Source organism: Pseudomonas sp. NFACC41-3 (assembly GCF_900109505.1).
Classification (GTDB): Bacteria; Pseudomonadota; Gammaproteobacteria; order Pseudomonadales; family Pseudomonadaceae; genus Aquipseudomonas; species Aquipseudomonas chlororaphis.
This window is the reverse complement of the sequence record NZ_FOAE01000002.1, coordinates 182,689-205,155: the sequence shown is the minus strand read 5'-3', so window position 1 is coordinate 205,155 and position 22,467 is coordinate 182,689. Positions and strand designations below refer to the sequence as shown.

20 protein-coding genes are annotated in these 22,467 nt (G+C 63.8%); 12 read left to right on the top strand and 8 right to left on the bottom strand.

All coding sequences use genetic code 11. From position 1 onward, the window contains the following. Positions 1–4: 4 nt before the first annotated feature. From BMY68_RS10285 to hmpA, 3 genes are all read right to left on the bottom strand, one after another. Positions 5–514 (bottom strand): disulfide bond formation protein B, encoded by a 510-nt coding sequence (locus BMY68_RS10285; RefSeq protein ID WP_009045493.1) that lies wholly within the window; start codon positions 512–514, stop codon positions 5–7. Positions 515–538: 24 nt separating this feature from the next. Next, a complete protein-coding gene (locus BMY68_RS10280) occupies positions 539–1,078 on the bottom strand; it encodes an ester cyclase (protein WP_085532304.1) in 540 nt (179 codons plus the stop codon). Positions 1,079–1,353: 275 nt separating this feature from the next. Continuing rightward, complete coding sequence (gene hmpA / locus BMY68_RS10275) at positions 1,354–2,535, bottom strand: NO-inducible flavohemoprotein (protein ID WP_085532306.1); 1,182 nt, start codon at positions 2,533–2,535, stop codon at positions 1,354–1,356. A 156-nt stretch (positions 2,536–2,691) separates the two neighbouring features. On the opposite strand from hmpA, the gene norR reads away from it, so the two are divergent. The 5 genes from norR (at position 2,692) to BMY68_RS10250 (ending at position 7,270) form a co-directional block, all read left to right on the top strand. Then, positions 2,692–4,245, top strand: coding sequence for a nitric oxide reductase transcriptional regulator NorR (gene norR / locus BMY68_RS10270; protein ID WP_085532308.1), 1,554 nt, complete (start codon positions 2,692–2,694; stop codon positions 4,243–4,245). Between the two features lie 270 nt (positions 4,246–4,515). Beyond that, positions 4,516–5,418, top strand: coding sequence for a chemotaxis protein CheV (locus tag BMY68_RS10265; protein ID WP_085532310.1), 903 nt, complete (start codon positions 4,516–4,518; stop codon positions 5,416–5,418). A gap of 3 nt (positions 5,419–5,421) precedes the next feature. Beyond that, the gene (locus BMY68_RS10260) at positions 5,422–5,913 is read left to right on the top strand and encodes a GNAT family N-acetyltransferase (RefSeq protein WP_085532312.1); all 492 of its coding nucleotides are present in this window, start codon (positions 5,422–5,424) and stop codon (positions 5,911–5,913) included. A 185-nt stretch (positions 5,914–6,098) separates the two neighbouring features. Beyond that, the gene (locus BMY68_RS10255) at positions 6,099–6,431 is read left to right on the top strand and encodes a hypothetical protein (RefSeq protein WP_085532314.1); all 333 of its coding nucleotides are present in this window, start codon (positions 6,099–6,101) and stop codon (positions 6,429–6,431) included. Between the two features lie 92 nt (positions 6,432–6,523). Beyond that, positions 6,524–7,270 (top strand): YkgJ family cysteine cluster protein, encoded by a 747-nt coding sequence (locus BMY68_RS10250; protein ID WP_085532316.1) that lies wholly within the window; start codon positions 6,524–6,526, stop codon positions 7,268–7,270. Between the two features lie 244 nt (positions 7,271–7,514). Here the strand turns inward: BMY68_RS10250 and BMY68_RS10245 are convergent, their stop codons facing one another. After that, positions 7,515–7,757 carry a hypothetical protein gene (locus BMY68_RS10245; RefSeq protein WP_009045501.1) on the bottom strand — a complete coding sequence of 81 codons (243 nt, stop codon included), beginning with the start codon at positions 7,755–7,757 and terminating at the stop codon, positions 7,515–7,517. 238 nt (positions 7,758–7,995) lie between these two features. On the opposite strand from BMY68_RS10245, the gene BMY68_RS10240 reads away from it, so the two are divergent. The 7 genes from BMY68_RS10240 (at position 7,996) to BMY68_RS10210 (ending at position 17,910) form a co-directional block, all read left to right on the top strand. Continuing rightward, positions 7,996–9,165 carry an efflux RND transporter periplasmic adaptor subunit gene (locus BMY68_RS10240; protein WP_085532318.1) on the top strand — a complete coding sequence of 390 codons (1,170 nt, stop codon included), beginning with the start codon at positions 7,996–7,998 and terminating at the stop codon, positions 9,163–9,165. Continuing rightward, positions 9,162–12,257, top strand: coding sequence for a multidrug efflux RND transporter permease subunit (locus BMY68_RS10235; protein WP_085532320.1), 3,096 nt, complete (start codon positions 9,162–9,164; stop codon positions 12,255–12,257). Before BMY68_RS10240 ends, BMY68_RS10235 begins: the two co-directional genes overlap by 4 nt. A gap of 9 nt (positions 12,258–12,266) precedes the next feature. After that, entirely contained in the window at positions 12,267–12,944 is a 678-nt protein-coding gene (locus BMY68_RS10230; RefSeq protein WP_085532322.1) for a heavy metal response regulator transcription factor, read from the top strand. After that, positions 12,934–14,298: a heavy metal sensor histidine kinase gene (locus BMY68_RS10225; protein WP_062824702.1), complete on the top strand. Its 1,365-nt coding sequence runs from the start codon at positions 12,934–12,936 to the stop codon at positions 14,296–14,298. The genes BMY68_RS10230 and BMY68_RS10225 overlap by 11 nt, the downstream gene beginning before the upstream one ends. A gap of 234 nt (positions 14,299–14,532) precedes the next feature. Then, a complete protein-coding gene (locus BMY68_RS10220) occupies positions 14,533–14,757 on the top strand; it encodes a hypothetical protein (protein WP_085532324.1) in 225 nt (74 codons plus the stop codon). Between the two features lie 231 nt (positions 14,758–14,988). Continuing rightward, complete coding sequence (locus BMY68_RS10215) at positions 14,989–16,269, top strand: OprD family porin (protein WP_085532531.1); 1,281 nt, start codon at positions 14,989–14,991, stop codon at positions 16,267–16,269. A 150-nt stretch (positions 16,270–16,419) separates the two neighbouring features. Beyond that, the gene (locus tag BMY68_RS10210; RefSeq protein ID WP_085532327.1) at positions 16,420–17,910 is read left to right on the top strand and encodes a sensor domain-containing diguanylate cyclase; all 1,491 of its coding nucleotides are present in this window, start codon (positions 16,420–16,422) and stop codon (positions 17,908–17,910) included. A 136-nt stretch (positions 17,911–18,046) separates the two neighbouring features. On the opposite strand, the gene lpxC is transcribed toward BMY68_RS10210, so the two are convergent. The 4 genes from lpxC to BMY68_RS10190 all read right to left on the bottom strand — a co-directional run bounded on the left by lpxC (position 18,047) and on the right by BMY68_RS10190 (position 22,467). After that, a complete protein-coding gene (lpxC, locus tag BMY68_RS10205) occupies positions 18,047–18,958 on the bottom strand; it encodes a UDP-3-O-acyl-N-acetylglucosamine deacetylase (protein WP_009045509.1) in 912 nt (303 codons plus the stop codon). A 112-nt stretch (positions 18,959–19,070) separates the two neighbouring features. After that, positions 19,071–20,261, bottom strand: coding sequence for a cell division protein FtsZ (gene ftsZ / locus BMY68_RS10200; RefSeq protein ID WP_007922129.1), 1,191 nt, complete (start codon positions 20,259–20,261; stop codon positions 19,071–19,073). A 65-nt stretch (positions 20,262–20,326) separates the two neighbouring features. Next, positions 20,327–21,586, bottom strand: coding sequence for a cell division protein FtsA (ftsA, locus tag BMY68_RS10195; protein ID WP_007922131.1), 1,260 nt, complete (start codon positions 21,584–21,586; stop codon positions 20,327–20,329). 14 nt (positions 21,587–21,600) lie between these two features. After that, positions 21,601–22,467 (bottom strand): cell division protein FtsQ/DivIB, encoded by an 867-nt coding sequence (locus BMY68_RS10190; RefSeq protein ID WP_007922133.1) that lies wholly within the window; start codon positions 22,465–22,467, stop codon positions 21,601–21,603.

The window sequence follows — 22,467 nt, the reverse complement described above, 5'->3', positions numbered from 1 at the left end:
CGGGTCAGGCGCTCTGGCGACGGTTACGAATGATGCCCAGCGGCACCAGCACCAGGGTCAGCACAAAGGCCACCAGCGCCCACTGCGCCAGGGACAGGCCCAGCACCGGCGGGTACGGTGTGGAGCAGAAACCATCGACCTGGAACCCCAGCGGGAAGACAGTCGCCAGCGGCAGGCTGTCGACGATCGGCTGCAACACATCGATGCCGCAGCTGACTGCGGGATGGGCCTGGGTGTAGACGTGATGCCCCGCCACCGCCGCCCCGAACAGCGCGCTGAGCATCACCAGCGCTTCCAGCACGGTGAGGCTGCGACGGCTGCGCATGGCCGCGCCGATGAAGGCGAATATCGCGATCAGCAGAAACGCGTAGCGCTGCAGGATGCACAACGGGCAAGGCGCCTCGCCCAGCACCACCTGCATGTACAGCGCGCCGCCGATCAGCGCCAGGCAGATCACCCCCAGCAACACCAGAAAACGTCGCTCGCGCCCCAAACGCAGTGTGTCGTCAGTCATCCTCAATTCCTTTCTGTCTGTGGCTCAACCCGATGGCAGCGTTTGCAACTGCTGCATCAGGCTGAGGTTGTCTTCGATATGCCAATTGGCGGTGATCCGGCCATTGGCGATCTGATAAATGTCGGTTGCCCGGAAGTCTACACGCTGACCATGACCTTTGAGTGCATTGAAGGTCCCGCTGAAGTGCCCGCGAAAATGCAGGTGCAACACCACCCGATCCCCGGCCACGATCATCTGCTCGATGTCCGCGCTCAAGTCCGGCACCGCCGTGCGAAAGAACCGCGACGCCAGTAGCGGCCCCGTCGGCCCCTGGACCCGCCCTTCCGGCGGCGTCATATCGACGAAGTTCTCCGCGAGCGCGGCCCTGGCCAGGCTTTCATCGCCGCTGTTCCAGAAACTGCCGTAGCGCCGCGCGGCCAGCTCCATAGCTTCACGCTGGGGCTTGGGCAGGCTCTGATCGACGATCAGGGTCTGCGGTTGGAGCAAGGCCGGCTCGGCGAAAACCAGGGGACTGGCGAGCAGGGTTGCGGCCAGGGTGATGCGGGAAATGGCTGAGAGTTGCATGGGATGATCCTGATCAGTGCGAACGAGCGCCTATCATCAGCATCGGGGAATTAACGATAAACAGGTTAAGAACGGATTAACCTTTAAAGGATTTTTACGAGTGCGCCCTGTAGCCGCTGGCGCAGCCTGCGATCGGTTGCGCAGCGACCGTCAAGCCTGAGCTCGCGGTTTGCCTGAATACTCGGGGGAAAGCATTGCGAGCGCTGCGCGCTCGATCGCAGGCTGCGCCAGCGGCTACAGGCGGCCAGCCTCCGGGCGGAGGCTGGCCGGTGGGGTTACTCCAGCGCCGCGGCCGGGCCGAAGAACTCGTAGCGGCTTTGTTTTTCCGGTACGCCCAGGGCCTTGAGGTGGCGCTTGATCGCCGCCATGAAGGCTTTCGGGCCGAGGAAGTAGGCGTCCAGGTCACGCTCCTGCGGCAACCATTCGGCCAGTTGTTCCTGGCTCAGCAGGCCGACCTTGTCCGCCGCCGGGCTGACGCCGTCGTCTTCGGCGTAGCAGTAGAAGCGCTTGAGTTGCGGATGACGCGCGGCCAGGCCGTCGACCCAATCGCGGAACGCATGCACCCCACCGTTGCGCGCGCAGTGGATAAAGTGCACCGGACGCTCGGTGGCCAGCGCGGCTTCAAGCATCGGCAGGGTCGGGGTAATGCCGACGCCACCACTGATCAGCACCAGCGGCTTGTCGCTGTCCGCCAGAGTGAATTCGCCCGCTGGCGGGAACAGCTGGATGCTGGCGCCGATCTGCAGTTGGTCGTGCAGGTAGTTGGAAGCGCGGCCACCGGCCTCGCGCTTGACGCTGATGCGGTATTGGCCTGCGTCGGACAGGGCCGACAGCGAGTAGTTGCGGCGGATTTCCTCACCCTCGAGGAACAGCTGCATGCCGATGTACTGCCCCGGTTCGGCGGCGAGAATCGGACCGTTATCCACAGGCTCGAAATAGAACGAGGTAATTTCCGCGCTCTCCTGCTCGCGGCGGACCAGCTTGAACTCCCGCGCACCACGCCAGCCGCCCGGGGCCTGGGCCTTCTGGTCGTAGATCGCGCCTTCGGCGCCGATCAGGATGTCCGCCAACTGGTTATAGGCCGCGCCCCAAGCGTTCATCACCGCCGGCGTGGCGATCTCTTCGCCCAGCACTTCGGAGATGGCGCGCAGCAGGCAGCTGCCGACGATCGGGTAATGCTCCGGCAGGATCTGCAGGGCCACATGCTTGTTGATGATCTTGGCCACCAGGTCGCCCAACTGGTCGAGCTGGTCGATGTGCCGGGCGTACATCAATACGCCATTGGCCAGGGCCCGTGGCTGGTCGCCGCTGGCCTGGTGCGCCTGGTTGAACAGCGGGCGCACTTGCGGATACTCGCAAAGCATCATCCGGTAGAAGTGGGTGATCAGGGCTTCGCCACCGCTTTCCAGCAACGGAACGGTGGATTTGATGATGGCACGATCTTCGACGCTAAGCATAAGTACAACTCCTGAGCTTTCTGACTACTTGCAGGTTGCCCTTTACCAGTCAGTTTTCGTGCCAATAATAAAATCAATATAAATCAATTACTTAAAATATATGTAGTCATATCGACAAAGCCGCATTTATAGTCATTAAGACCATACGGAGTCATTATGACCGCAAAATCTCTGCTCACCGCCTTGTTGCCCCTGGTCTCCGACCTGTCCCGCGAACTGCCCGAAGGCGAGCGCTACCGCCGCCTGCTGGAAGCCATGCGCGCCCTGCTGCCCTGCGACGCCGCCGCACTGCTGCGCCTGGATGGCGAATGGCTGGTGCCGCTGGCGGTGGACGGCCTGAGCACCGACACCCTGGGCCGACGCTTCAAGATCAGCGAACACCCGCGTTTCGCCGCCCTGCTCAGCCACCCCGGCCCGACCCGTTTCGCCAGCGACAGCGACTTGCCGGACCCTTACGACGGCCTGGTGGATGGCCTGCACGAACACCTGGAAGTCCATGACTGCATGGGCTGCCCGCTATTTATCGACGAGCGCCCCTGGGGCCTGCTGACCCTGGATGCCCTCGACCCGCAGAGCTTCGAGCCGATCGAACTGGATGCCCTGCAGGCGTTCGCCAGCCTGGCGGCGGCTACCGTCAACGCCGCCGAGCGCATCGAGCGCCTGGCCCTGCGCGCCGAAGACGAACACCAGCGCGCCGAGGTCTATCGCCAGGCCAGCGGCCAGAACCGCGAGATGATCGGCCAGAGCAAAGCCCACAAACGCCTGCTGGAGGAAATCGGCCTGGTCGGCGGCAGCGACCTGACGGTGCTGATCACCGGTGAAACCGGGGTCGGCAAGGAACTGGTGGCCCAGGCCATCCATGCCGCCTCGCCCCGGGCCGACAAACCGATCATCAGTCTCAACTGCGCCGCCCTGCCCGATACCCTGGTGGAAAGCGAACTGTTCGGCCATGTGCGGGGCGCCTTTACCGGCGCCACCAACGACCGCCGCGGCAAATTCGAGCTGGCCAATGGCGGCACGCTGTTTCTCGATGAGGTGGGCGAGTTATCGCTGACCGTGCAGGCCAAGCTGCTGCGCGTGCTGCAAAGCGGCCAGCTGCAACGCCTGGGTTCGGACCAGGAACATCAGGTCGACGTGCGACTGATCGCCGCCACCAACCGCGACCTGGCCGAAGAAGTGCGCAGCGGCCGCTATCGCGCGGACTTCTATCACCGCCTCAGCGTCTACCCGCTGCTGGTGCCGGCCCTGCGCGACCGCGGCCGCGATGTGCTGCTGCTCAGCGGCTACTTCCTCGAACAGAATCGCTCGCGCATGGGCCTGGGCAGCCTGCGCCTGACCAGCGATGCCCAGGCGGCGCTGCTGGCCTACGCCTGGCCGGGCAACGTGCGTGAGCTGGAACACCTGATCGGCCGCAGCGCCCTCAAGGCCCTGGGCAACTGCCGCGAACGACCGAAGATCCTCAGCCTGAGCGCCGCCGACCTGGACCTGCCGGACGCCTCGGCGCCGGTCGCGCGCCAGGCCCCGTCCCCCACAGAGCTGGCTGACAACCCAGGCATCGGCGATTTGCGCCAGGCCACGGAAAACTACCAGCGCCAGCTGATCAGTGCCTGCCTTGAACGCCATCAGCACAACTGGGCCAGCGCCGCCCGCGAGCTGGGCCTGGACCGTGCCAACCTGGGGCGCATGGCCAAGAGGCTAGGCTTGAAGTGACTCACCTGTAGCCGAAGGCGGCGATCGGCCTGGGCGGCATTGCGACGAAACGGCCGTGGACCTGCTACATGAGGGGTGACCGAAACGACGCAATGGCTGATCTTGCGAGGACGGCGTCCTCGATCGCAGCCTTCGGCAGCGGCTACAGATTGCGCGGGTCGCGGATATTGGGATTAAGCCTAAAGCCAGCCCTTTGCGCGTCGATAACCCGTTATCGCTAGCTGTTCGCGGCCCATGGCGCGAACCACCTTTTTTCCACAGAAGGTTTTTATGTCTTCCAACAAAGCCCGCGCAGACTCTCTTTCGCTTCTGCTGTTCACCTTGCGCAGCGGCAAGCTGATGGCGATCAACCTGCTCAAAGTCAGTGAAATCATTCCCTGTCCGCCGCTGACCAAATTGCCGGAATCGCACCCGCACGTGAAAGGCATCGCTACCCTGCGCGGCAATTCGCTGTCGGTCATCGACCTGAGCCGGGCCATCGGCGAACGGCCGCTGGAAGACCCGGAGGGTGGCTGCCTGATCGTCACCGACGTCAGCCGCTCCAAGCAGGGCCTGCATGTGCAGGCGGTGAGCAAGATCGTGCATTGCCTGACCACCGATATCCGTCCGCCGCCCTATGGCTCCGGTGGGGCCAAGTCCTACATCACTGGGGTCACCCAGGTCGACGGCACCCTGGTGCAGGTACTGGACATCGAGAAAGTCATCCATGGCATCGCCCCGGCGCAGATCGAAACCGCGCCGACCGAGCTGAGCATGCAAGACGCCGAACTACTGGGGAATGCGCGGATCCTGGTGGTCGACGACAGCCAGGTGGCCCTGCAGCAGTCGGTGCATACCCTGCGTAACCTCGGCCTGCAATGCCATACCGCGCGCAGCGCCAAGGAGGCCATCGACTGCCTGCTGGACCTGCAAGGCACCGCCCAGGAGATCAACCTGATCGTCTCGGACATCGAGATGTCGGAGATGGACGGTTACGCCCTGACCCGCACCCTGCGCGAGACCCCGGACTTCGCCCACCTCTACGTCTTGCTGCATACCTCCCTGGACAGCGCCATGAACGCGGAAAAGGCCCGCCTGGCCGGCGCCAACGCGGTGCTGACCAAGTTCTCCTCGCCGGACCTGACCCGCTGCCTGATCGAAGCGGCCCGTCACGTCGCCGCCCAGAGCGCCTGAGCCGTGGCCGACGACTATTGCCTGCTGATGCGCCGCGACCTGACCGGGCAACCGGAGCCCGCCAGTTGGCCAGCCGCCTTCAGCCTCGACAGCTATCGGCCGGAACTGGCCGCAGCGGTGCATGGCCTGATGCATCTTGGCTACCAGGACGGCGGCGGGCGCGTGCCGGAGCTGGACAGCTGGCGCCAGCGTTTCGAAAGCGACGCCGAATACGACCCGCAACTGTGCCTGGTGGCCCAGGATGCCGAGGGCGTCGTCGGGGTGATCCAGTGCTGGACCAGTGCCTATATCAAGGACCTGGTGGTGCATCCGCGAGCCCGCCGCCAGGGCCTGGGACGGGCCTTGCTGCTGCAGGCCTTCGAGGTCTTCCGCCAGCGCCGCGAAGCCTTTGTCGACCTGCGGGTGCTGGAAGACAACCAGCGCGCTCGCGAGCTCTACGCAAGCGTCGGCATGCGGGTGATCCGCCGCGAGCAGGTTCCCCACACGCCGCTGTAACCGGTAGCCGCTGCCGCAGGCTGCGATAAGGTCCGCAGGACCTTCAGCGACTTCAAGATCGCCGCGGCCGTTCCGGCCGATCGTCCGAACGCGGCCCGAGCCTGCGGCAGCGGCTACAGATCTTTCATCACTCGCGCCTCAGGCATACTCCCTGCGCATACCCGTGAACGAAGGAGCGCCCCGCCATGAAAGCCCTGTCCCTGATCTTCACCTGCCTCACCCTCCTCGCCAGCCAGGCCCAGGCCTCCAGCCCGGATGCCTGGGCGACCTTCGACAAGCAGGTGCGGGCCAGCTGCACCAAGGCCAGCCAGTTGAAGAATGTCAAAGTGCTGGGCAACGCCGCGCAGTTCGACGACCGGGTCGGCTACAGCGCGTTGCTGCTCCAGGGCCAGTCCCCGCAAAAACACATGAAGGGCCAGACCGGTGTGGAACTGTGCCTGTACGACAAGCAGCGCAAGAGCGCCTATGTCACCGAATGGGATTCGATCCGCCCCGCCCTCGAGGCCAAGGGCCGGTGACTGGCGCATAACTTGCTTCGAGAGCGCTATTTAGAGGGCGATGTGAGTCATTCCGTCGCCGCTTCCGCCTTTCGACTATGGCTACCGGCTCAATGAATACTCGTTTTTCCTGCGTAGGCTGCGGCAAGTGCTGCAACGATCATCACGTTCCCCTGACCCTCGGCGAAGCCCGCCAGTGGGCGCTGGATGGCGGCCAGGTGATCGTGCTGGTGGAAGGCTTCCTGAGCAATGGCCTGGGGCTGCCGGCCCAGCAGCGTGAGCACGCCGAACGGCGTTCCTGCGTGGTGCCCAGTGGCAATACCCAGGCTCACGTGGCGATCACCTTCGCCGCCTACAACGTCGGCCCCTGCCGGAATCTTGACGAAGACCAGCTGTGCCGGATCTATGAACGCCGGCCGCTGGTGTGCCGCATCTACCCGATGGAAATCAATCCGCACATCCCGCTCAACCCGACGGTCAAGGATTGCCCGCCCGAGTCCTGGGAAAAAGGCCCGGAGCTGATCGTCGGTGGCGAACTGGTGGACCGGGAACTGGCCGAACTGATCCAGCGCTCGCGCCAGGCCGACCGCGACGATATCCACAGCAAACAAGCCATCTGCCAACTGCTGGGCATTCACACCACCGCCCTCAAGGGCGACGGCTTTACCGCCTACCTGCCGGACATGGCCGCCCTGGCCGAAGCCATCGAGCGGGTCCAGGCGCAACCGCTGACGCCGGCCGGCGAGTGGCTGTTCCATGTATCCGGTGAAGACATTGCCGGGCAAGTGCAGGACGCCGGCGCCCAGGTGGTGACCGAGGCGCCGCTCACCTACGCCTTCATTTCCCTGCGGGCAGCATGAAGCCCTGCCGCTGACCCGCAGAGTCTCCGGTGTCCGTCAAATCGTTGCGAGCGTGCCGCTCGTACGCAGCCTGCGGCAGCGGCTACACGGATTGGGATATCGCGGCATTCGCGGAACTTGTAGCCGCTGCCGCAGGCTGCGATAAGGCCGAAGGCCTTCGGCGATCTTAAGGTCGTGCGCCCGCTTGGCGGTCGATCGTCCGAACGCGGCCCGAGCCTTCGACAGCGGCTACAGAAGCTTGGACTCAGCGCTTGCCCATCGAGCGACGGGTGCCGGGTGGCGCCGCGCCTGGGGTCTTGGTGTGGCCGTTGGTGGCGCCGTTCTTGTACCAGGGTTGCTGGGCATTCCTGGCCTGGGCGAACTCGGACGGCTTGAACGGAAACTTGAACGGCGCGATCGCCGGCTTGCCTTCGCCAGGCGCGCTGGCGTCGTCGACCTGGTCGGCGCTGGGCGCGTCGGACACAGGCGGTTGTGCTGGGGTAGTCATGGAAGCTCCGGGTAAAAAGCAAAGGCCGGGCCCGGGGAAGCGGGCCGCGAAGGCCGGCAGTATACCCGCGTTGCGGATCGTTGAGCGGCCGCGACCGGCATAGGCCAAGGTCATCGGTCGGCCTTTGCTGACAGCGCTGTCAGGCAGGCGTCACGTTGCTGACCGGGTCGGCCGGCTATAAAGGGACCATCGATTCTGGCCATCTTCCCGTCTCCCTTGCCCCCCGGCGCTGGCGTCCATGCGTAATCGAAAAACAACCCTTGTGCTCGCCGGCGTGCTCGCCGTTCTCGCCACCGCTGGCCTGTGGTACCTGCTCAAGCCGCCCAGCACCAAGCTGGCGGCGCCGACCGCCGTGCCGGTACGGGTGATCAGCGTCGCCCAGCAGGATGTGCCGCGGCATGTCAGTGGCATCGGCTCGGTGCTGTCGCTGCACAGCGTGGTGATTCGCCCCCAGGTGGACGGCATCCTCACCCGGCTGCTGGTCAAGGAAGGCCAGTTGGTCAAGGCCGGCGACCTGCTGGCGACCATCGACGACCGCTCGATCCGCGCCAGCCTCGACCAGGCCCGGGCGCAACTGGCGGAAAACCAGGCGCAACTGCAAGTGGCCCAGGTCAACCTCAAGCGCTACAAGCTGCTGTCGGTGGATGACGGCGTGTCCAGGCAGACCTACGACCAGCAGCAAGCGCTGGTCAACCAGCTCAGGGCCGGCGCCCAGGGCAACCAGGCCGCCATCGATGCCGCGCAGGTGCAGCTGTCCTATACCCAGATCCGCTCGCCGGTGTCCGGCCGCGTCGGCATCCGCACCGTCGACGAAGGCAATTTCCTGCGCACCAGCGATACCCAGGGCCTGTTCTCGGTGACCCAGATCGACCCGATCGCGGTCGAGTTTTCCTTGCCGCAACAGATGCTGCCGACCTTGCAGGGCCTGCTGGCCGCCGAGCACCCGGCCTCGGTGGACGCCTACCTGGGCGCCGATACCGACTCCGACACGGGCGAGCGCCTGGGCGAAGGCCACCTGAGCCTGATCGACAACCAGATCGACACCAACACCGGGACCATCCGCGCCAAGGCCGAATTCAGCAACCCCGGGCAAAAGCTCTGGCCTGGCCAGCTGGTGACCATCAAGATCCAGACCGCCGTGGAAAAAGCCGCCCTGGTGGTGCCGCCCGGCGTGGTGCAGCGCGGCCTGGACAAACACTTCGTGTATCGGGTCAAGGACGACACGGTGGAAATCGTCCCGGTGCAGATGGTCTATCAGGACAGCGGCCAGAACATCATCAAGGGCGTGCAAGCCGGCGACCTGCTGGTCAGTGACGGCCAGTCGCGGCTCAAGGCCGGTTCGCACATCGAAGTGCTCAGCGAACCGCCGCAACAGATCCAGGCGGCGAACGCGGAGCCACAGCCATGAAGGGCCACGGCTCGATCTCCGCCTGGTGCGTCGATCATCCGGTCGCCACCCTGCTGCTGACCTTCGCCCTGATGCTGCTGGGCGCCATCGCCTTTCCCCGGCTGCCCATAGCGCCGCTGCCGGAGGCCGAGTTCCCGACCATCCAGGTCACCGCGCAACTGCCCGGCGCCAGCCCGGAAACCATGGCTTCCTCGGTGGCCACGCCGCTGGAGGTGCAGTTCAGCGCCATCCCCGGCATGACCCAGATGACCTCCAGCAGCGCACTGGGCTCGACCAACCTGACCCTGCAATTCACCCTGGACAAGAGCATCGACACCGCCGCCCAGGAAGTGCAGGCCGCGATCAACACCGCCTCGGGCAAGCTGCCCAACGACATGCCGAGCCTGCCCACCTGGCGCAAGGTCAACCCGGCGGACAGCCCGGTGCTGATCCTCAGCATCAGCTCCACGCAAATGCCCGGGACCGAACTGAGCGACTACGTGGAAACCCTGCTGGCCCGGCAGATCAGCCAGATCGACGGCGTCGGCCTGATCAACATCACCGGCCAGCAACGCCCGGCGATCCGCGTCCAGGCCTCGCCCGACCGGCTGGCGGCCATCGGCCTGACCCTGGCCGATATCCGCGTCGCCCTGCAGCAGGCCAGCCTCAACCTGGCCAAGGGTGCGCTGTATGGCGAGTCCAGCATCTCGACCCTGTCGACCAACGACCAGCTGTTCCATCCCGATGACTATGGCCAGTTGATCGTCTCCTACAAGAACGGCGCGCCAGTGCAACTCAAGGACGTCGCCCGGGTCATCAGCGGCCCGGAAAACGCCTACGTGCAGGCCTGGTCCAACGACCAGCCGGGGCTCAACCTGGTGATCTTCCGCCAGCCGGGGGCCAACATCGTCGACACCGTGGACCGCATCCAGGGCGAGTTGCCGCGTCTGGAAGCCATGCTGCCGGCCTCGGTGGACGTGACCGTACTCTCGGACCGCACCAAGACCATCCGCGCGTCCTTGCATGAAGTGGAAATCACCCTGCTGATTGCGGTGCTGCTGGTGGTGGCGGTGATGGCGCTGTTCCTGCGCCAGCTGTCGGCGACGCTGATCGTCTCCAGCGTGCTCGGGGTGTCGCTGGTGGCCAGCTTCGCGCTGATGTATGTGATGGGCTTCAGCCTGAACAACCTGACCCTGGTGGCCATCGTGATCTCGGTGGGCTTCGTGGTCGACGACGCGATTGTCGTGGTGGAGAACATCCATCGCCATCTGGAGGCCGGCGACGGCATGCGCGAGGCGGCGATCAAGGGCGCCGGCGAAATCGGCTTCACCGTGGTGTCCATCAGCTTCTCGCTGATCGCCGCGTTCATTCCCCTGCTGTTCATGGGTGGCGTGGTCGGGCGGCTGTTCAAGGAGTTCGCCCTGACCGCCACCTCGACCATCCTGATTTCGGTGGTGGTGTCGCTGACTCTGGCGCCGACCCTGGCGGCGCTGTTCATGCGCGCGCCGACTAATCATCCCCACGATCGCCCAGGCTTCGGCGAACGCCTGCTGGCACGCTACGAGCGTGGGCTGCGCCGGGCCCTGGCCCATCAACGGCTGATGCTCGGCCTGTTCGGCCTGACGCTGGGCCTGGCCATCGCCGGCTATGTGTTCATTCCCAAGGGTTTCTTCCCGGTCCAGGACACCGGCTTCGTGCTCGGCACCAGCGAAGCGGCGGCCGATATTTCCTACCCGGACATGGTGGCAAAACACCTGGCCCTGGCGAAGATCCTCGGCGCCGACCCGGCGGTGGAAACCTTCTCCCACTCGGTCGGCGTCACCGGCAACAACCAGACCATCGCCAACGGCCGCTTCTGGATCGCCCTCAAGGACCGCGGCCAGCGGGACGTCTCCGCCAGCCAGTTCATCGACCGCATTCGCCCGCAGCTGGCCAAGGTCCCGGGCATCGTCCTGTACCTGCGGGCCGGCCAGGACATCAACCTCAGCTCCGGGCCGAGCCGCAGCCAATACCAGTACGTGCTCAAGAGCAACGACGGGCCGACGCTGAATACCTGGACCCAGCGCCTGACGGAAAAGCTGCGGGCCAACCCGGCCTTTCGCGACCTGTCCAACGACCTGCAACTGGGCGGCAGCATCACCCATATCAGCATCGACCGCAGCGCCGCGGCGCGTTTCGGCCTGACCGCCACCGACGTCGACGAAGCGCTCTACGACGCCTTCGGCCAGCGCCAGGTCAACGAGTTCCAGACCGAGACCAACCAGTACAACGTGATCCTCGAACTGGACGCCCAGCAGCGTGGCAAGGCCGAGAGCCTGAATTACTTCTACCTGCGCTCGCCCCTGAGCGGCGAGATGGTGCCGCTGTCGGCGCTGGCCAAGGTCGACCCGCCCACCGTCGGCCCGTTGTCCATCGCCCACGACGGCATGTTCCCGGCCGCCAACCTGTCGTTCAACCTGGCGCCGGGCGTGGCCCTGGGCGACGCGGTGATCATGCTCGAGCAGGCGAAAAACCAGATCGGCATGCCCGCCTCCATCGCCGGCAATTTCCAGGGCGCGGCCCAGGCCTTCCAGAGCTCCCTGGCCAGCCAGCCGTGGCTGATCCTCGCGGCGCTGGTGGCGGTGTACATCATCCTCGGCGTGCTCTACGAGAGCTTCGTCCACCCGCTGACGATCATCTCCACCCTGCCCTCGGCCGGCCTCGGCGCGCTGATCATGCTCTGGCTGCTGGGCCAGGACTTCTCGATCATGGCCCTGATCGGCCTGGTGCTGCTGATCGGCATCGTCAAGAAAAACGGCATCCTGATGATCGACTTCGCCCTCGAAGCCCAGCGCAAGGGCGGGCTGTCGCCGCAGGAGGCGATCTACCAGGCCTGTATCACCCGCTTCCGGCCGATCATCATGACCACCCTCGCCGCGCTGCTCGGCGCCTTGCCGCTGATGCTCGGCTATGGCGCCGGCGCCGAGCTGCGCCAGCCGCTGGGGATCGCCGTGGTCGGTGGCCTGCTGGTGAGCCAGGCGCTGACGCTGTTCACCACTCCGGTCATATACTTGTGGCTCGAGCGGCTATTCCATCGGCCCACACCAGCGCCAGCGCTGGCAAGCACATCCTGAGGCGGGGTCATGCGCGTTCTGATTATCGAAGACGAAGAGAAAACCGCGGACTATCTGCACCGCGGCCTGACCGAACAAGGCTACACCGTGGACCTCGCGCGCGACGGCGTCGAGGGCCTGCACCTGGCGCTGGAAAGCGACTACGCGGTGATCGTGCTCGACGTGATGCTGCCCGGCCTCGACGGCTTCGGCGTGCTGCGGACGCTGCGCGCGCGCAAGCAGACGCCGGTGATCATGCTCACCGCCCGCGAGCGCGTCGAAGACCGTATCAAGGGCCTGCGCGACGGCGCCGACGACTACCTGGGCAAGCCCTTTTCCTTCCTCGAACTGGTGGCGCGCCTGCAAGCCCTGACCCGCCGCAGCGGCGGCCACGAACCGGTGCAGATCAGCATCGCCGACCTGTGGATCGACCTGATCAGCCGCAAGGCCAGCCGCGCCGGCACGCGCCTGGACCTGACCGCCAAGGAGTTCTCGCTGCTCAGCGTGCTCGCCCGGCGCCAGGGCGAGATCCTGTCGAAAACCGCGATCGCCGAGATGGTCTGGGACATCAACTTCGACAGCGACGCCAATGTCGTCGAAGTGGCGATCAAGCGCCTGCGGGCCAAGCTCGACGGGCCGTTCGAGCAGAAACTGCTGCACACCATCCGCGGCATGGGTTACGTGCTGGAGAACCGCGGTGCCTCGTAATTCGATTGCCCTGCGCCTGAGCGGGCTGTTCACCCTGGTGGCCCTGCTGATCTTCCTGCTGATCGGCGGCGCGCTCTATCAACAGGTGGACAAGGGCCTGGGCCTGCTGCCCGAGGCCGAGCTGGATGCGCGCTACAGCGTGCTGGAGTCGGCCCTGACGCGCTTCGGCAACCCGGAGCACTGGGCCAAGATCAACAACAAGCTCAAGCTGCTCAGCGAAGAAGACAAGCGCATCCGTTTCTGGGTGGTCAGCGGCGATCCCGCCTACGAATACGGCAACCCTGACCCGCAGATCCGCCGCTTCGCCCAGGGCCCGCTGGGCATGCGCGACCTGACCCTGCCCGGGCATCCCTATCCGCTGAAAGTACTGGTCAGCCAACTGCCGGCCAAGGAGCTGCGCCCGCCGCTGCGCTTTCTGATCGCCATCGACACCGAGACCTTCTACGAGACCCAGCACCAGCTGCTGATTGCCTTGATCAGCCTGGCCATCGTCGGCGTGCTGCTGGCCTCGGCGCTGGGTTACTGGGTGGCGCGCATTGGCCTGAAACCCTTGATCGGGCTGTCCGAAGAGGCCCAGCGCCTGGCCCCACCGAGGCTTTCCGGACGCTTGCAGCTGTCATCGCTGCCGCCGGAGTTGACGCAGTTCGCCAACTCGTTCAACTCGACCCTGGAGCGGGTGGAACAAGCCTATTCGCGCCTGGAATCCTTCAATGCCGACGTCGCCCACGAACTGCGCTCGCCCCTGACCAACCTGATCGGCCAGACCCAGGTGGCGCTGACTCGCGGGCGCTCCGCCGAGCATTATTTCGAGGTGCTGCAATCCAATCTCGAAGAGTTGGAACGGCTGCGCTCGATCATCAACGACATGCTGTTCCTGGCCAGCGCCGACCAGGGCAGCAAGGCCACCAAGCTCACCAGCACCTCCCTGGCCAGTGAAGTGGCCACCACCCTGGACTACCTGGATTTCATCCTCGAGGACGCCCAGGTCAAGGTCGAGGTCCGCGGCGATGCCCAGGTGCAGATCGAGATCGCCCACCTGCGCCGGGCGCTGATCAACCTGCTGAGCAATGCCGTGCAACACACCGAGCCCGGGCAGGTGATCCGGGTGCAGATCGATGTGCAGGAACATCAGGTGACCATCGCCGTGAGCAATCCCGGCCAGGCCATCGCCAGCGAGCACCTGCCCCGGCTGTTCGAGCGCTTCTACCGGGTCGATGCCTCCCGCAGCAACAGCGGCGCCAACCACGGCCTGGGGCTGGCGATCGTCAAGGCCATCGCCCTGATGCACGGTGGCGACGTGTTCGTGCGCAGCGATGACGGCATGAACACCTTCGGCCTCTACCTGCCGATCTGAGCTCTCCCTCTCCTCTCTAAGAGCAGCCGGTCGACGCTCGATTGCTCGCGATGGCGGTGCATCAGACACAGCGCATTGCCTGCATCGCTGGCCAGCCTGGCGCCTACAGAAACGGTGTCAACTATTGCTTTTGGCGTAACAGTGCTTATCCTGTTCGGCGCTTTTTCCGGCTGCCCTGAAGTTATATTTTTGTCGCACCTAATTTGAACTTGCTCTGCAAGAAGGTCTTCAGAAATGTCCAACAGTATGGGTATTGCCAGCGCGTTTGTTTTGTCCTCCCTGTTCTTGGTCCCTATGGCCATGGCCGAAGAATCGCAGACTTTCGCCGCGCATAACGCCGCGCGCGCCGCTGCCTTCCAGGACGCCCAGGAAGCGCTGGCTGCCAAGCAACAGAACGGCGAGCAGCCGCAGAACATCACGGCGGAACAACGCCAGCCGGACGTTCAGAAGGACAGCTGACACCTGCTACCGACTCGTTTCCCTCGACAACTTCTCTGCTCTACCCCCCGGAGTAAGTTGTCTTAAAGCCGCTGATAACAGCGGCTTTTTTTTGCCATGTAGAACTGCCTGTTTCATTCGTTTCACCCAGAACAAGAAACACCCGAATCGACAATAACAACTGTCATCATTCATCCAAGGAGCTTTTTACCGGTGAAGGTCACTTCCACTCTCAGCCCGTTGTTCATTGCAATGGCTGCAACTATCGCCCCCTGTGTCCAGGCCGCCGACGAGGCCAGCCCCAAAGGCTTCGTCGAAGGCGCAAGCCTCAAGCTCAACGCCCGCAACTACTACATGAATCGCAACCGCCACCAGCAAAACGATGACAACATCGAGTGGGGCCAGGGTTTCCTGGGGATTTTCGAGTCGGGTTATACCCAGGGCACGGTCGGTTTCGGCCTCGATGCCAACGCCATGCTCGGCCTGAAACTCGATGGCGGTGGCGGCACTGACAGCTCGAGCATCCTGCCGGTCAGCGATGGCAGCGGCAAAGCGCCGACGTCGTTTTCTACCGCTGGCGCCACCCTGAAAATCCGCGCCTTCGACACCGAGCTCAAGGCCGGCGATCTGTTTCTCAACAATCCGGTGATCGCCGGCGGCCAGAGCCGCATGCTGCCGCAGACCTTCCGCGGGGTCAGCCTGGCCAACCACAGCTTCGACGGCTGGCTGCTCGAAGGCGGCCAGGCCAGCTTCACCAAGCCCTATAACCAGAGCGGCCGCCGACGTATCGACACGGCCTACGGCAAACTGGCGAATGGCGACGAAAGCCGCCACCTGAACTGGGCCGGCGTGGCCTGGAGCGGCGTGCCCGGGCTGACCAGCAGCCTGTACGCCGCCGAACTCAAGGACATCTGGAACCAGTACTACTACGACCTCGACTACAGCTATGCGCTGAACGAGCTGGTGACCCTGAACCCGGGCTTGCACTTCTATCACACCCAGGACACCGGCGACGCGCTGCTGGGCGACATCGACAACAACACCTACAGCCTGCATTTCACCCTGGGGATCGGCCATCACAGCCTCACCGCCGCCTATCAGCGCGTGAACGGCAACACCCCGTTCGACTACATAAACCAGGGCGACAGCATCTACCTGGACAATTCCCAGCAGTATTCGGACTTCAACGGCCCCAACGAGCGTTCGTGGAAACTCAAGTACGCCTACGACTTCGCCGGCCTCGGCCTGCCGGGCCTGACTTCGGCGCTCTCCTACTCGCGCGGCGAGCTGGACCTGACCAAGGTCGACCCGCACAGCCGTGGCTACGCCAACTGGTACAGCGCCGGCGGCGAGCACGCCAAGCACTGGGAACGCGACCTCGACCTCAAGTACGTGGTACAGGGTGGCCAGGCCAAGGATCTGGCGGTCCGCCTGCAGTGGGCCACCAACCGTGGCGGCAACGGTTATGGCGCGCTGGACAATGACACCGACGAATACCGGGTAATCGTCGATTACCCATTCAATGTGTTCTAAGCTCGATTAAGCAAAAGGCCAGCATCATTTTGCTGGCCTTTTTTTTGTCTGCGATTTATACATGCGCCCGCAGGCGCGATCGGTCTCTGCAACTCTGCTTGCTTCATCCGGAAACACCCCTGAAACGTACACACCGCAGAAGTCAGAACCATGAGTGTGAGTAGTGCGACACCCCGCAACACGACCACTTTGACCCGGTCGGAAAGGATGCTGATTCTTGGAAGCTCACTGATGGTCATCTCCATCCTGAGCATCGTGACCTTCTTGCTGATTCGCGAACGCGGCAGCGCCGAAATGGCCGCCACCCGCGCGGCTTCCAACATCGTGCAATTGATCGACGCCGACGTGCTGCGCAACGTCGAGCTGTACGACGTATCCCTGCGTGGCCTGATCAGCGCCTCGCAACGCGACGACCTGAAGCAGGTATCGCCGACCATTCGCCATATGGCGCTGTTCGACCGGGCCACTGCGGCCCCCTACAAGGGCAACATCCTGCTGCTCGACTCGCGCGGCGACGTGCTCGCCGACTCCGCCTCGGTCGAACCGCGCCAGGGCAACTTTGCCGACCGGGAGTATTTCCAGTCCCATGTGAACAACCCAGATCCGGGCATGCTGATCAGCCGACCGTTCCGTGCCCGCCCGCCCGAGCTGGATTGGCGCATCAGCTTCAGCCGGCGCGTGTCCGGCGAGCACGGGGAGTTCCTCGGCGTGGCCGAAGCGGCCATGCGCCTGGACTACTTCAGCCAATTGTTCAAAAGCCTGAATGTCGGCCGCGACAGCTCGGTCAACCTGATCAGTAGCGACGGTATCCTGCTGGCCCAGGAACCACCACGAGCGGACAACCTGATCGGTCAGGACTTCAGCCAACGGCCCAATTTCATCCGCATCCTGCGCGAGGGGAACGGCAGCTTCAAAGGCATGTCCAGCACCCAGCAGCCGCGCCTGTATACCTTCTCCCAGGTCGGAGACCTGCCGCTGATCGTGATCGTGGCGCTCTCCAGCAATGAAGTCTTCGCCTCCTGGCAGCGCACCGCGCTGGTGGTCGGCGGCGCCACCGGTGCGCTGTGCCTGGGCCTGCTGTGGCTGACCTGGCTGCTTTGCCGGGAATTGCGTCGCCGCCAGAGCGCCGAGCAGGAACTCGCGCAACTGGCCGCCACTGACGCTCTCACCGGCCTGGACAACCGCCGCAGCCTGGACCAGACCCTGGCCCGCGAATGGGGACGCGCGCAACGCTCCCACAGCGCCCTGTCGCTGCTGATGTTGGACGTGGATCACTTCAAGGCCTTCAACGACCGCCACGGCCACCCGCTCGGCGATGAAGCCCTGCGCATCGTGGCCCGGGTGATCAGTGACAATATCCGTCGCCCCGGCGATTTGGCCGCGCGCTACGGCGGCGAAGAGTTCGCCGTGGTCCTGCCGGAGACCGATAACGAAGGCGCCCGGCGTATCGCCGAGCATATCCGCCTGGCGATCGAGCGCCTGCCGCCGATCCGGGATGGCGCCTCGCCAATCACCATCAGCATCGGCCTCAGCACCTGGGCGGGCACGCCGAAGTCCAGCCTGGAAGCGTTGTGCTCGATGGCCGACAAGGCGCTGTACCAGGCCAAGGCCGAAGGGCGAAACCGGGTGGTGGCGGGCTGAGCCCATCGTGGCCACGCCTCGCTTCTATTGGTCCCGTGCTGCCCGCGATAACCTCATCAGCCGCGCAGGAATCTGCGGACATAAAAAAAGGCCACCCGAGGGCAGCCTTTAAAAACTAAAGGAAAGAGAGTGTTACTTACACGGCCGCAACCGGACGCATGTAAGAGATCGGTGCAGTGCTGGCATCTTCGAAGGTCACGACTTCCCAAGCGTCTTTCTGCTCAATGAGCTTGCGCAGAAGCTGGTTGTTCAGTGCATGGCCCGACTTGAAGCCTTTGAACTCACCTATCAGGCTGTTGCCCAGCAGGTAGAGGTCACCAATTGCGTCGAGGATCTTGTGCTTCACGAATTCGTCTTCGTAGCGAAGGCCGTCCTCGTTCAGTACACCATCCGCGTCGACCACGATGGCGTTTTCCACGCTGCCGCCGAGTGCGAGATTGTGCTTGCGCAGGTACTCGATATCACTCATGAAACCAAAGGTACGGGCGCGGCTGACTTCTTTTACGAACGAAGTGCTGGAAAAGTCCACGCTTGCACTCTGGGTGCGGTCACGGAAAACCGGGTGATCAAAATCGATCTCAAAGCTCACTTTAAAACCGTCGAAAGGCACGAAAGTGGCGCGCTTGTCGCCGTCTTCCACTGTCACCTCGCGAAGGATGCGGATGAACTTCTTGGCTGCGTCCTGTTCTTCCAGGCCGGCAGATTGAATCAGGAATACGAAGGGTCCAGCGCTGCCATCCATGATCGGGACTTCGGACGCGGAGAGCTCGACGTAGGCGTTATCGATGCCCAGGCCAGCCATGGCCGAGAGCAAGTGCTCCACCGTGTCCACTTTGGTGTCACCGTTGACCAGGGTGGTCGACATAGTGGTTTCACCAACGTTTTCCGCGCGAGCAGGAATCTGCACCACAGGGTCCAGGTCGGCACGACAAAACACAATGCCGGTGTCGACAGGCGCAGGCTTGAGGGTCAGGTAAACCTTCTCCCCGGAGTGCAGGCCTACACCTGTGGCACGGATAATATTCTTCAGGGTGCGTTGTTTAATCATGGCTTGGGCCGCTTCAGCGCAAATTGCGAACTGGTATCAACAAAGGCTGGCGATAATAGCAGACCAGACCTTTGCTGAACACCAATCACCCTAATACCCCTGATACATTCCATCAATCGGCCTGGCGACGCAGGAAAGCCGGGATGTCCAGATAGTCCAGATCATCTTGCGGATTCAGCTTCGCCGCAGTCGCAGCACTGGCCTGGGCCTGGTTGCGCATGACGGTCGGACGGTCCAGATCACGGTAGTTGACCGACGGCAGTTCCTGACGCGCAGGTGCTGGCGCCTGTGCAGCGGCCATGGAGGTTTGCACGGTATTGTCGATGACCTTCACAGGCTTCTCGATTTTCGCGCCCAGACCTGTGGCTACCACGGTCACGTGCAGCTCGTCGCGCATGTCCGGATCGATAACGGTACCGACCTTGACCATGGCGTGCTCGGAAGCGAAGGCTTCGATGATGCTACCTACGTCGGAGTACTCGCCCAGGGACAGGTCGGGACCGGCGGTGATGTTCACCAGGATGCCGCGCGCGCCTTGCAGGTTCACGTCTTCCAGCAGCGGGTTGCGGATTGCCGCTTCGGTCGCTTCACGTGCACGGTTAGGACCGCTGGCGCAGCCAGTGCCCATCATCGCCATGCCCATTTCGCTCATCACGGTGCGTACGTCGGCGAAGTCGACGTTGATCATGCCCGGACGCTTGATGATGTCGGAGATACCGCGAACGGCACCGGCCAGTACGTCGTCGGCCTTGGCGAAAGCCGACAGCAGGCTGGCGTCTTTGCCGAGGATGGTCAGCAGTTTTTCGTTGGGAATGGTGATCAACGAATCGACGCTTTCGCTCAGCGCGCGGATGCCTTCATCGGCGATCTGCATGCGCTTGCGGCCTTCGAACGGGAACGGACGGGTCACCACCGCAACGGTGAGGATGCCCATTTCCTTGGCCACTTCGGCGATGATCGGCGCGGCACCGGTACCGGTACCACCGCCCATGCCGGTCGTGATGAACACCATGTTGGTGCCCGCCAGCACTTCAGCGATACGCTCGCGGTCTTCCAGGGCGGCTTGACGGCCGACTTCAGGATTGGCACCAGCACCCAGGCCCTTGGTCACGCCGGTACCCAGTTGCAGGATGGTCCGCGCGCCGATGTTTTTCAGCGCTTGAGCATCAGTGTTGGCGCAGATGAATTCGACGCCTTCGATGTTGCTCTTGACCATGTGATTGACGGCGTTGCCGCCGCCACCGCCGACACCGATAACCTTGATTACCGGACTTGCGGGGACGTTGTCTACGAGTTCGAACATTTTCCCTCTCCTTTCATTTCTCTAGTTTTTTCGCCTACTGCTTACAACGGTGTTGCGGTAAATCTTCAGAAGTTGCCCTGCACCCAGCTCTTGATGCGATCGAGCAAGGCGGCCTTGGGTTCGTCGCTGCTGTAGCTGTCCCGGCTACCGATGCCGGAGAACGAGATACCGTCGGACTGCTTCTGCAGCCCGTACAACAGCAAGCCCACGCCGGTGGAGTAGATCGGGTTGCGCACCACGTCGGACAGGCCTTTGACGGTGTGCGGCACGCCCAGGCGGACCGGCATGTGGAAAATCTCTTCGGCCAGTTCGACCGCGCCTTCCATTTTCGAAGTACCGCCGGTCAGCACGATGCCAGCCGGGATCAGGTCTTCGTAGCCGCTGCGACGCAGTTCGGCCTGGATCAGGGTGAACAGCTCGTCATAACGCGGCTCGACCACTTCGGCCAGGGCCTGGCGGGACAGCTCGCGCGGCGGACGGTCGCCGACGCTTGGCACCTTGATGGTTTCGCCGGCACCGGCCAGCTTGGCCAGGGCGCAGGCGTAACGGATCTTGATTTCTTCGGCGTACTGGGTCGGCGTACGCAGCGCCATGGCGATGTCGTTGGTCACTTGGTCGCCGGCAATCGGGATCACCGCGGTATGGCGAATCGCGCCTTCGGTGAAGATCGCGATGTCGGTGGTACCGCCACCGATATCCACCAGGCACACACCCAGCTCTTTCTCGTCGTCGGTCAGCACCGAATACGCCGAGGCCAGCTGTTCGAGAATGATGTCGTCGATTTCCAGGCCGCAGCGACGCACGCACTTTTCGATGTTCTGGGCGGCATTCACCGCGCAGGTCACCACGTGCACCTTGGCTTCCAGGCGTACGCCGGACATGCCCAGGGGCTCGCGCACGCCTTCCTGGTTATCGATCACGTAATCCTGCGGCAGGGTGTGCAGCACCCGCTGGTCGGCCGGAATCGCCACGGCCTGCGCCGCGTCGAGTACCCGCTCCAGGTCCGCCGAGCTCACTTCACGATCACGAATCGCCACGATGCCGTGGGAGTTCAGGCTGCGAATGTGATTGCCCGCCACGCCGACGAATGCCGAGTGGATACGGCAACCGGCCATCAGTTGCGCTTCTTCTACCGCGCGCTGGATCGATTGAACGGTGGACTCGATATTCACCACCACGCCCTTCTTCAGGCCGCGCGATGGATGGGTGCCGATACCGACGATTTCCAGCGTGCCATCGGCCGCGACCTCGCCTACCAGCGCCACCACCTTGGAGGTGCCGATATCCAGACCGACGATCATTTTGCCGCTTTGCACGTTTGCCATGGTCCTGCCTCTTCTTAATTCTTCGCGACGGCGGGTTGGGCCGTCGTGGGCGCTACAGGTTCCCGCCAGCCGACGGCCAGGCCGTTGGCATAACGCAGATCGATGCGCGCGATGTTCGTAATCTGTTCTTTCAGCGTTTTTTCATAAATGGCAATGAAGCGGCGCATCTTCTCCACCAGGTGATCGCGTCCGAGCAACAACTCGATACCAGGACCGGCGCTGCCGGCCCCCGTGGTCAGGAACCAGCTGCCGCGCTCGCGCAACTCCAGACGGGCAATGGAGAAACCCATCGGGCGCAGCATCTGGCTCAACACCTGGTACTGCTGCATCACCTGCTGCTGGGCCCGCTGCGGGCCGAACAACTGTGGCAAGTGCTCGTAGTTCGCCAGTTCACGCGGGGTGAAGGCCTGGCCCTGGTTGTTCAACAGCGCCTCGTCGCCCCAACGGGCCACCGGCAACTGCTCTTCCAGGCGAATCACCACCTGGTCCGGCCACACACGCCGTACCTCGGCATGAGCGATCCATGGCATCTGTTCCAGCTCGGTACGCATGCTCGCCAGGTCGATGGTGAAGAAGCTCGCCGCGACGTAGGGCGCGATCCGCTGCTGCACCGCCTGCTGGCTGATGTAACTCAGGTCGCCCTGCACCGCGACCTTGGTGATCGGCCGGTCGGCATAGGGCAACAGGCGCTGCGCGCCCTCGTAAGTGCCGAATCCCAGCGCGACCAGCAGCACTGGCCACATCAGGCTTTTCAGCACGCCAAAGTTGGCTTTCGGCAGGCGCGCCGACATCGGCTCCTTGGCCACCATCCGGCTGGCACCACGCGGCACCGGCTTGCGGCCGGGAGCGGGTTGCTGATGACGTAGCTGGGCGCCTTGCAT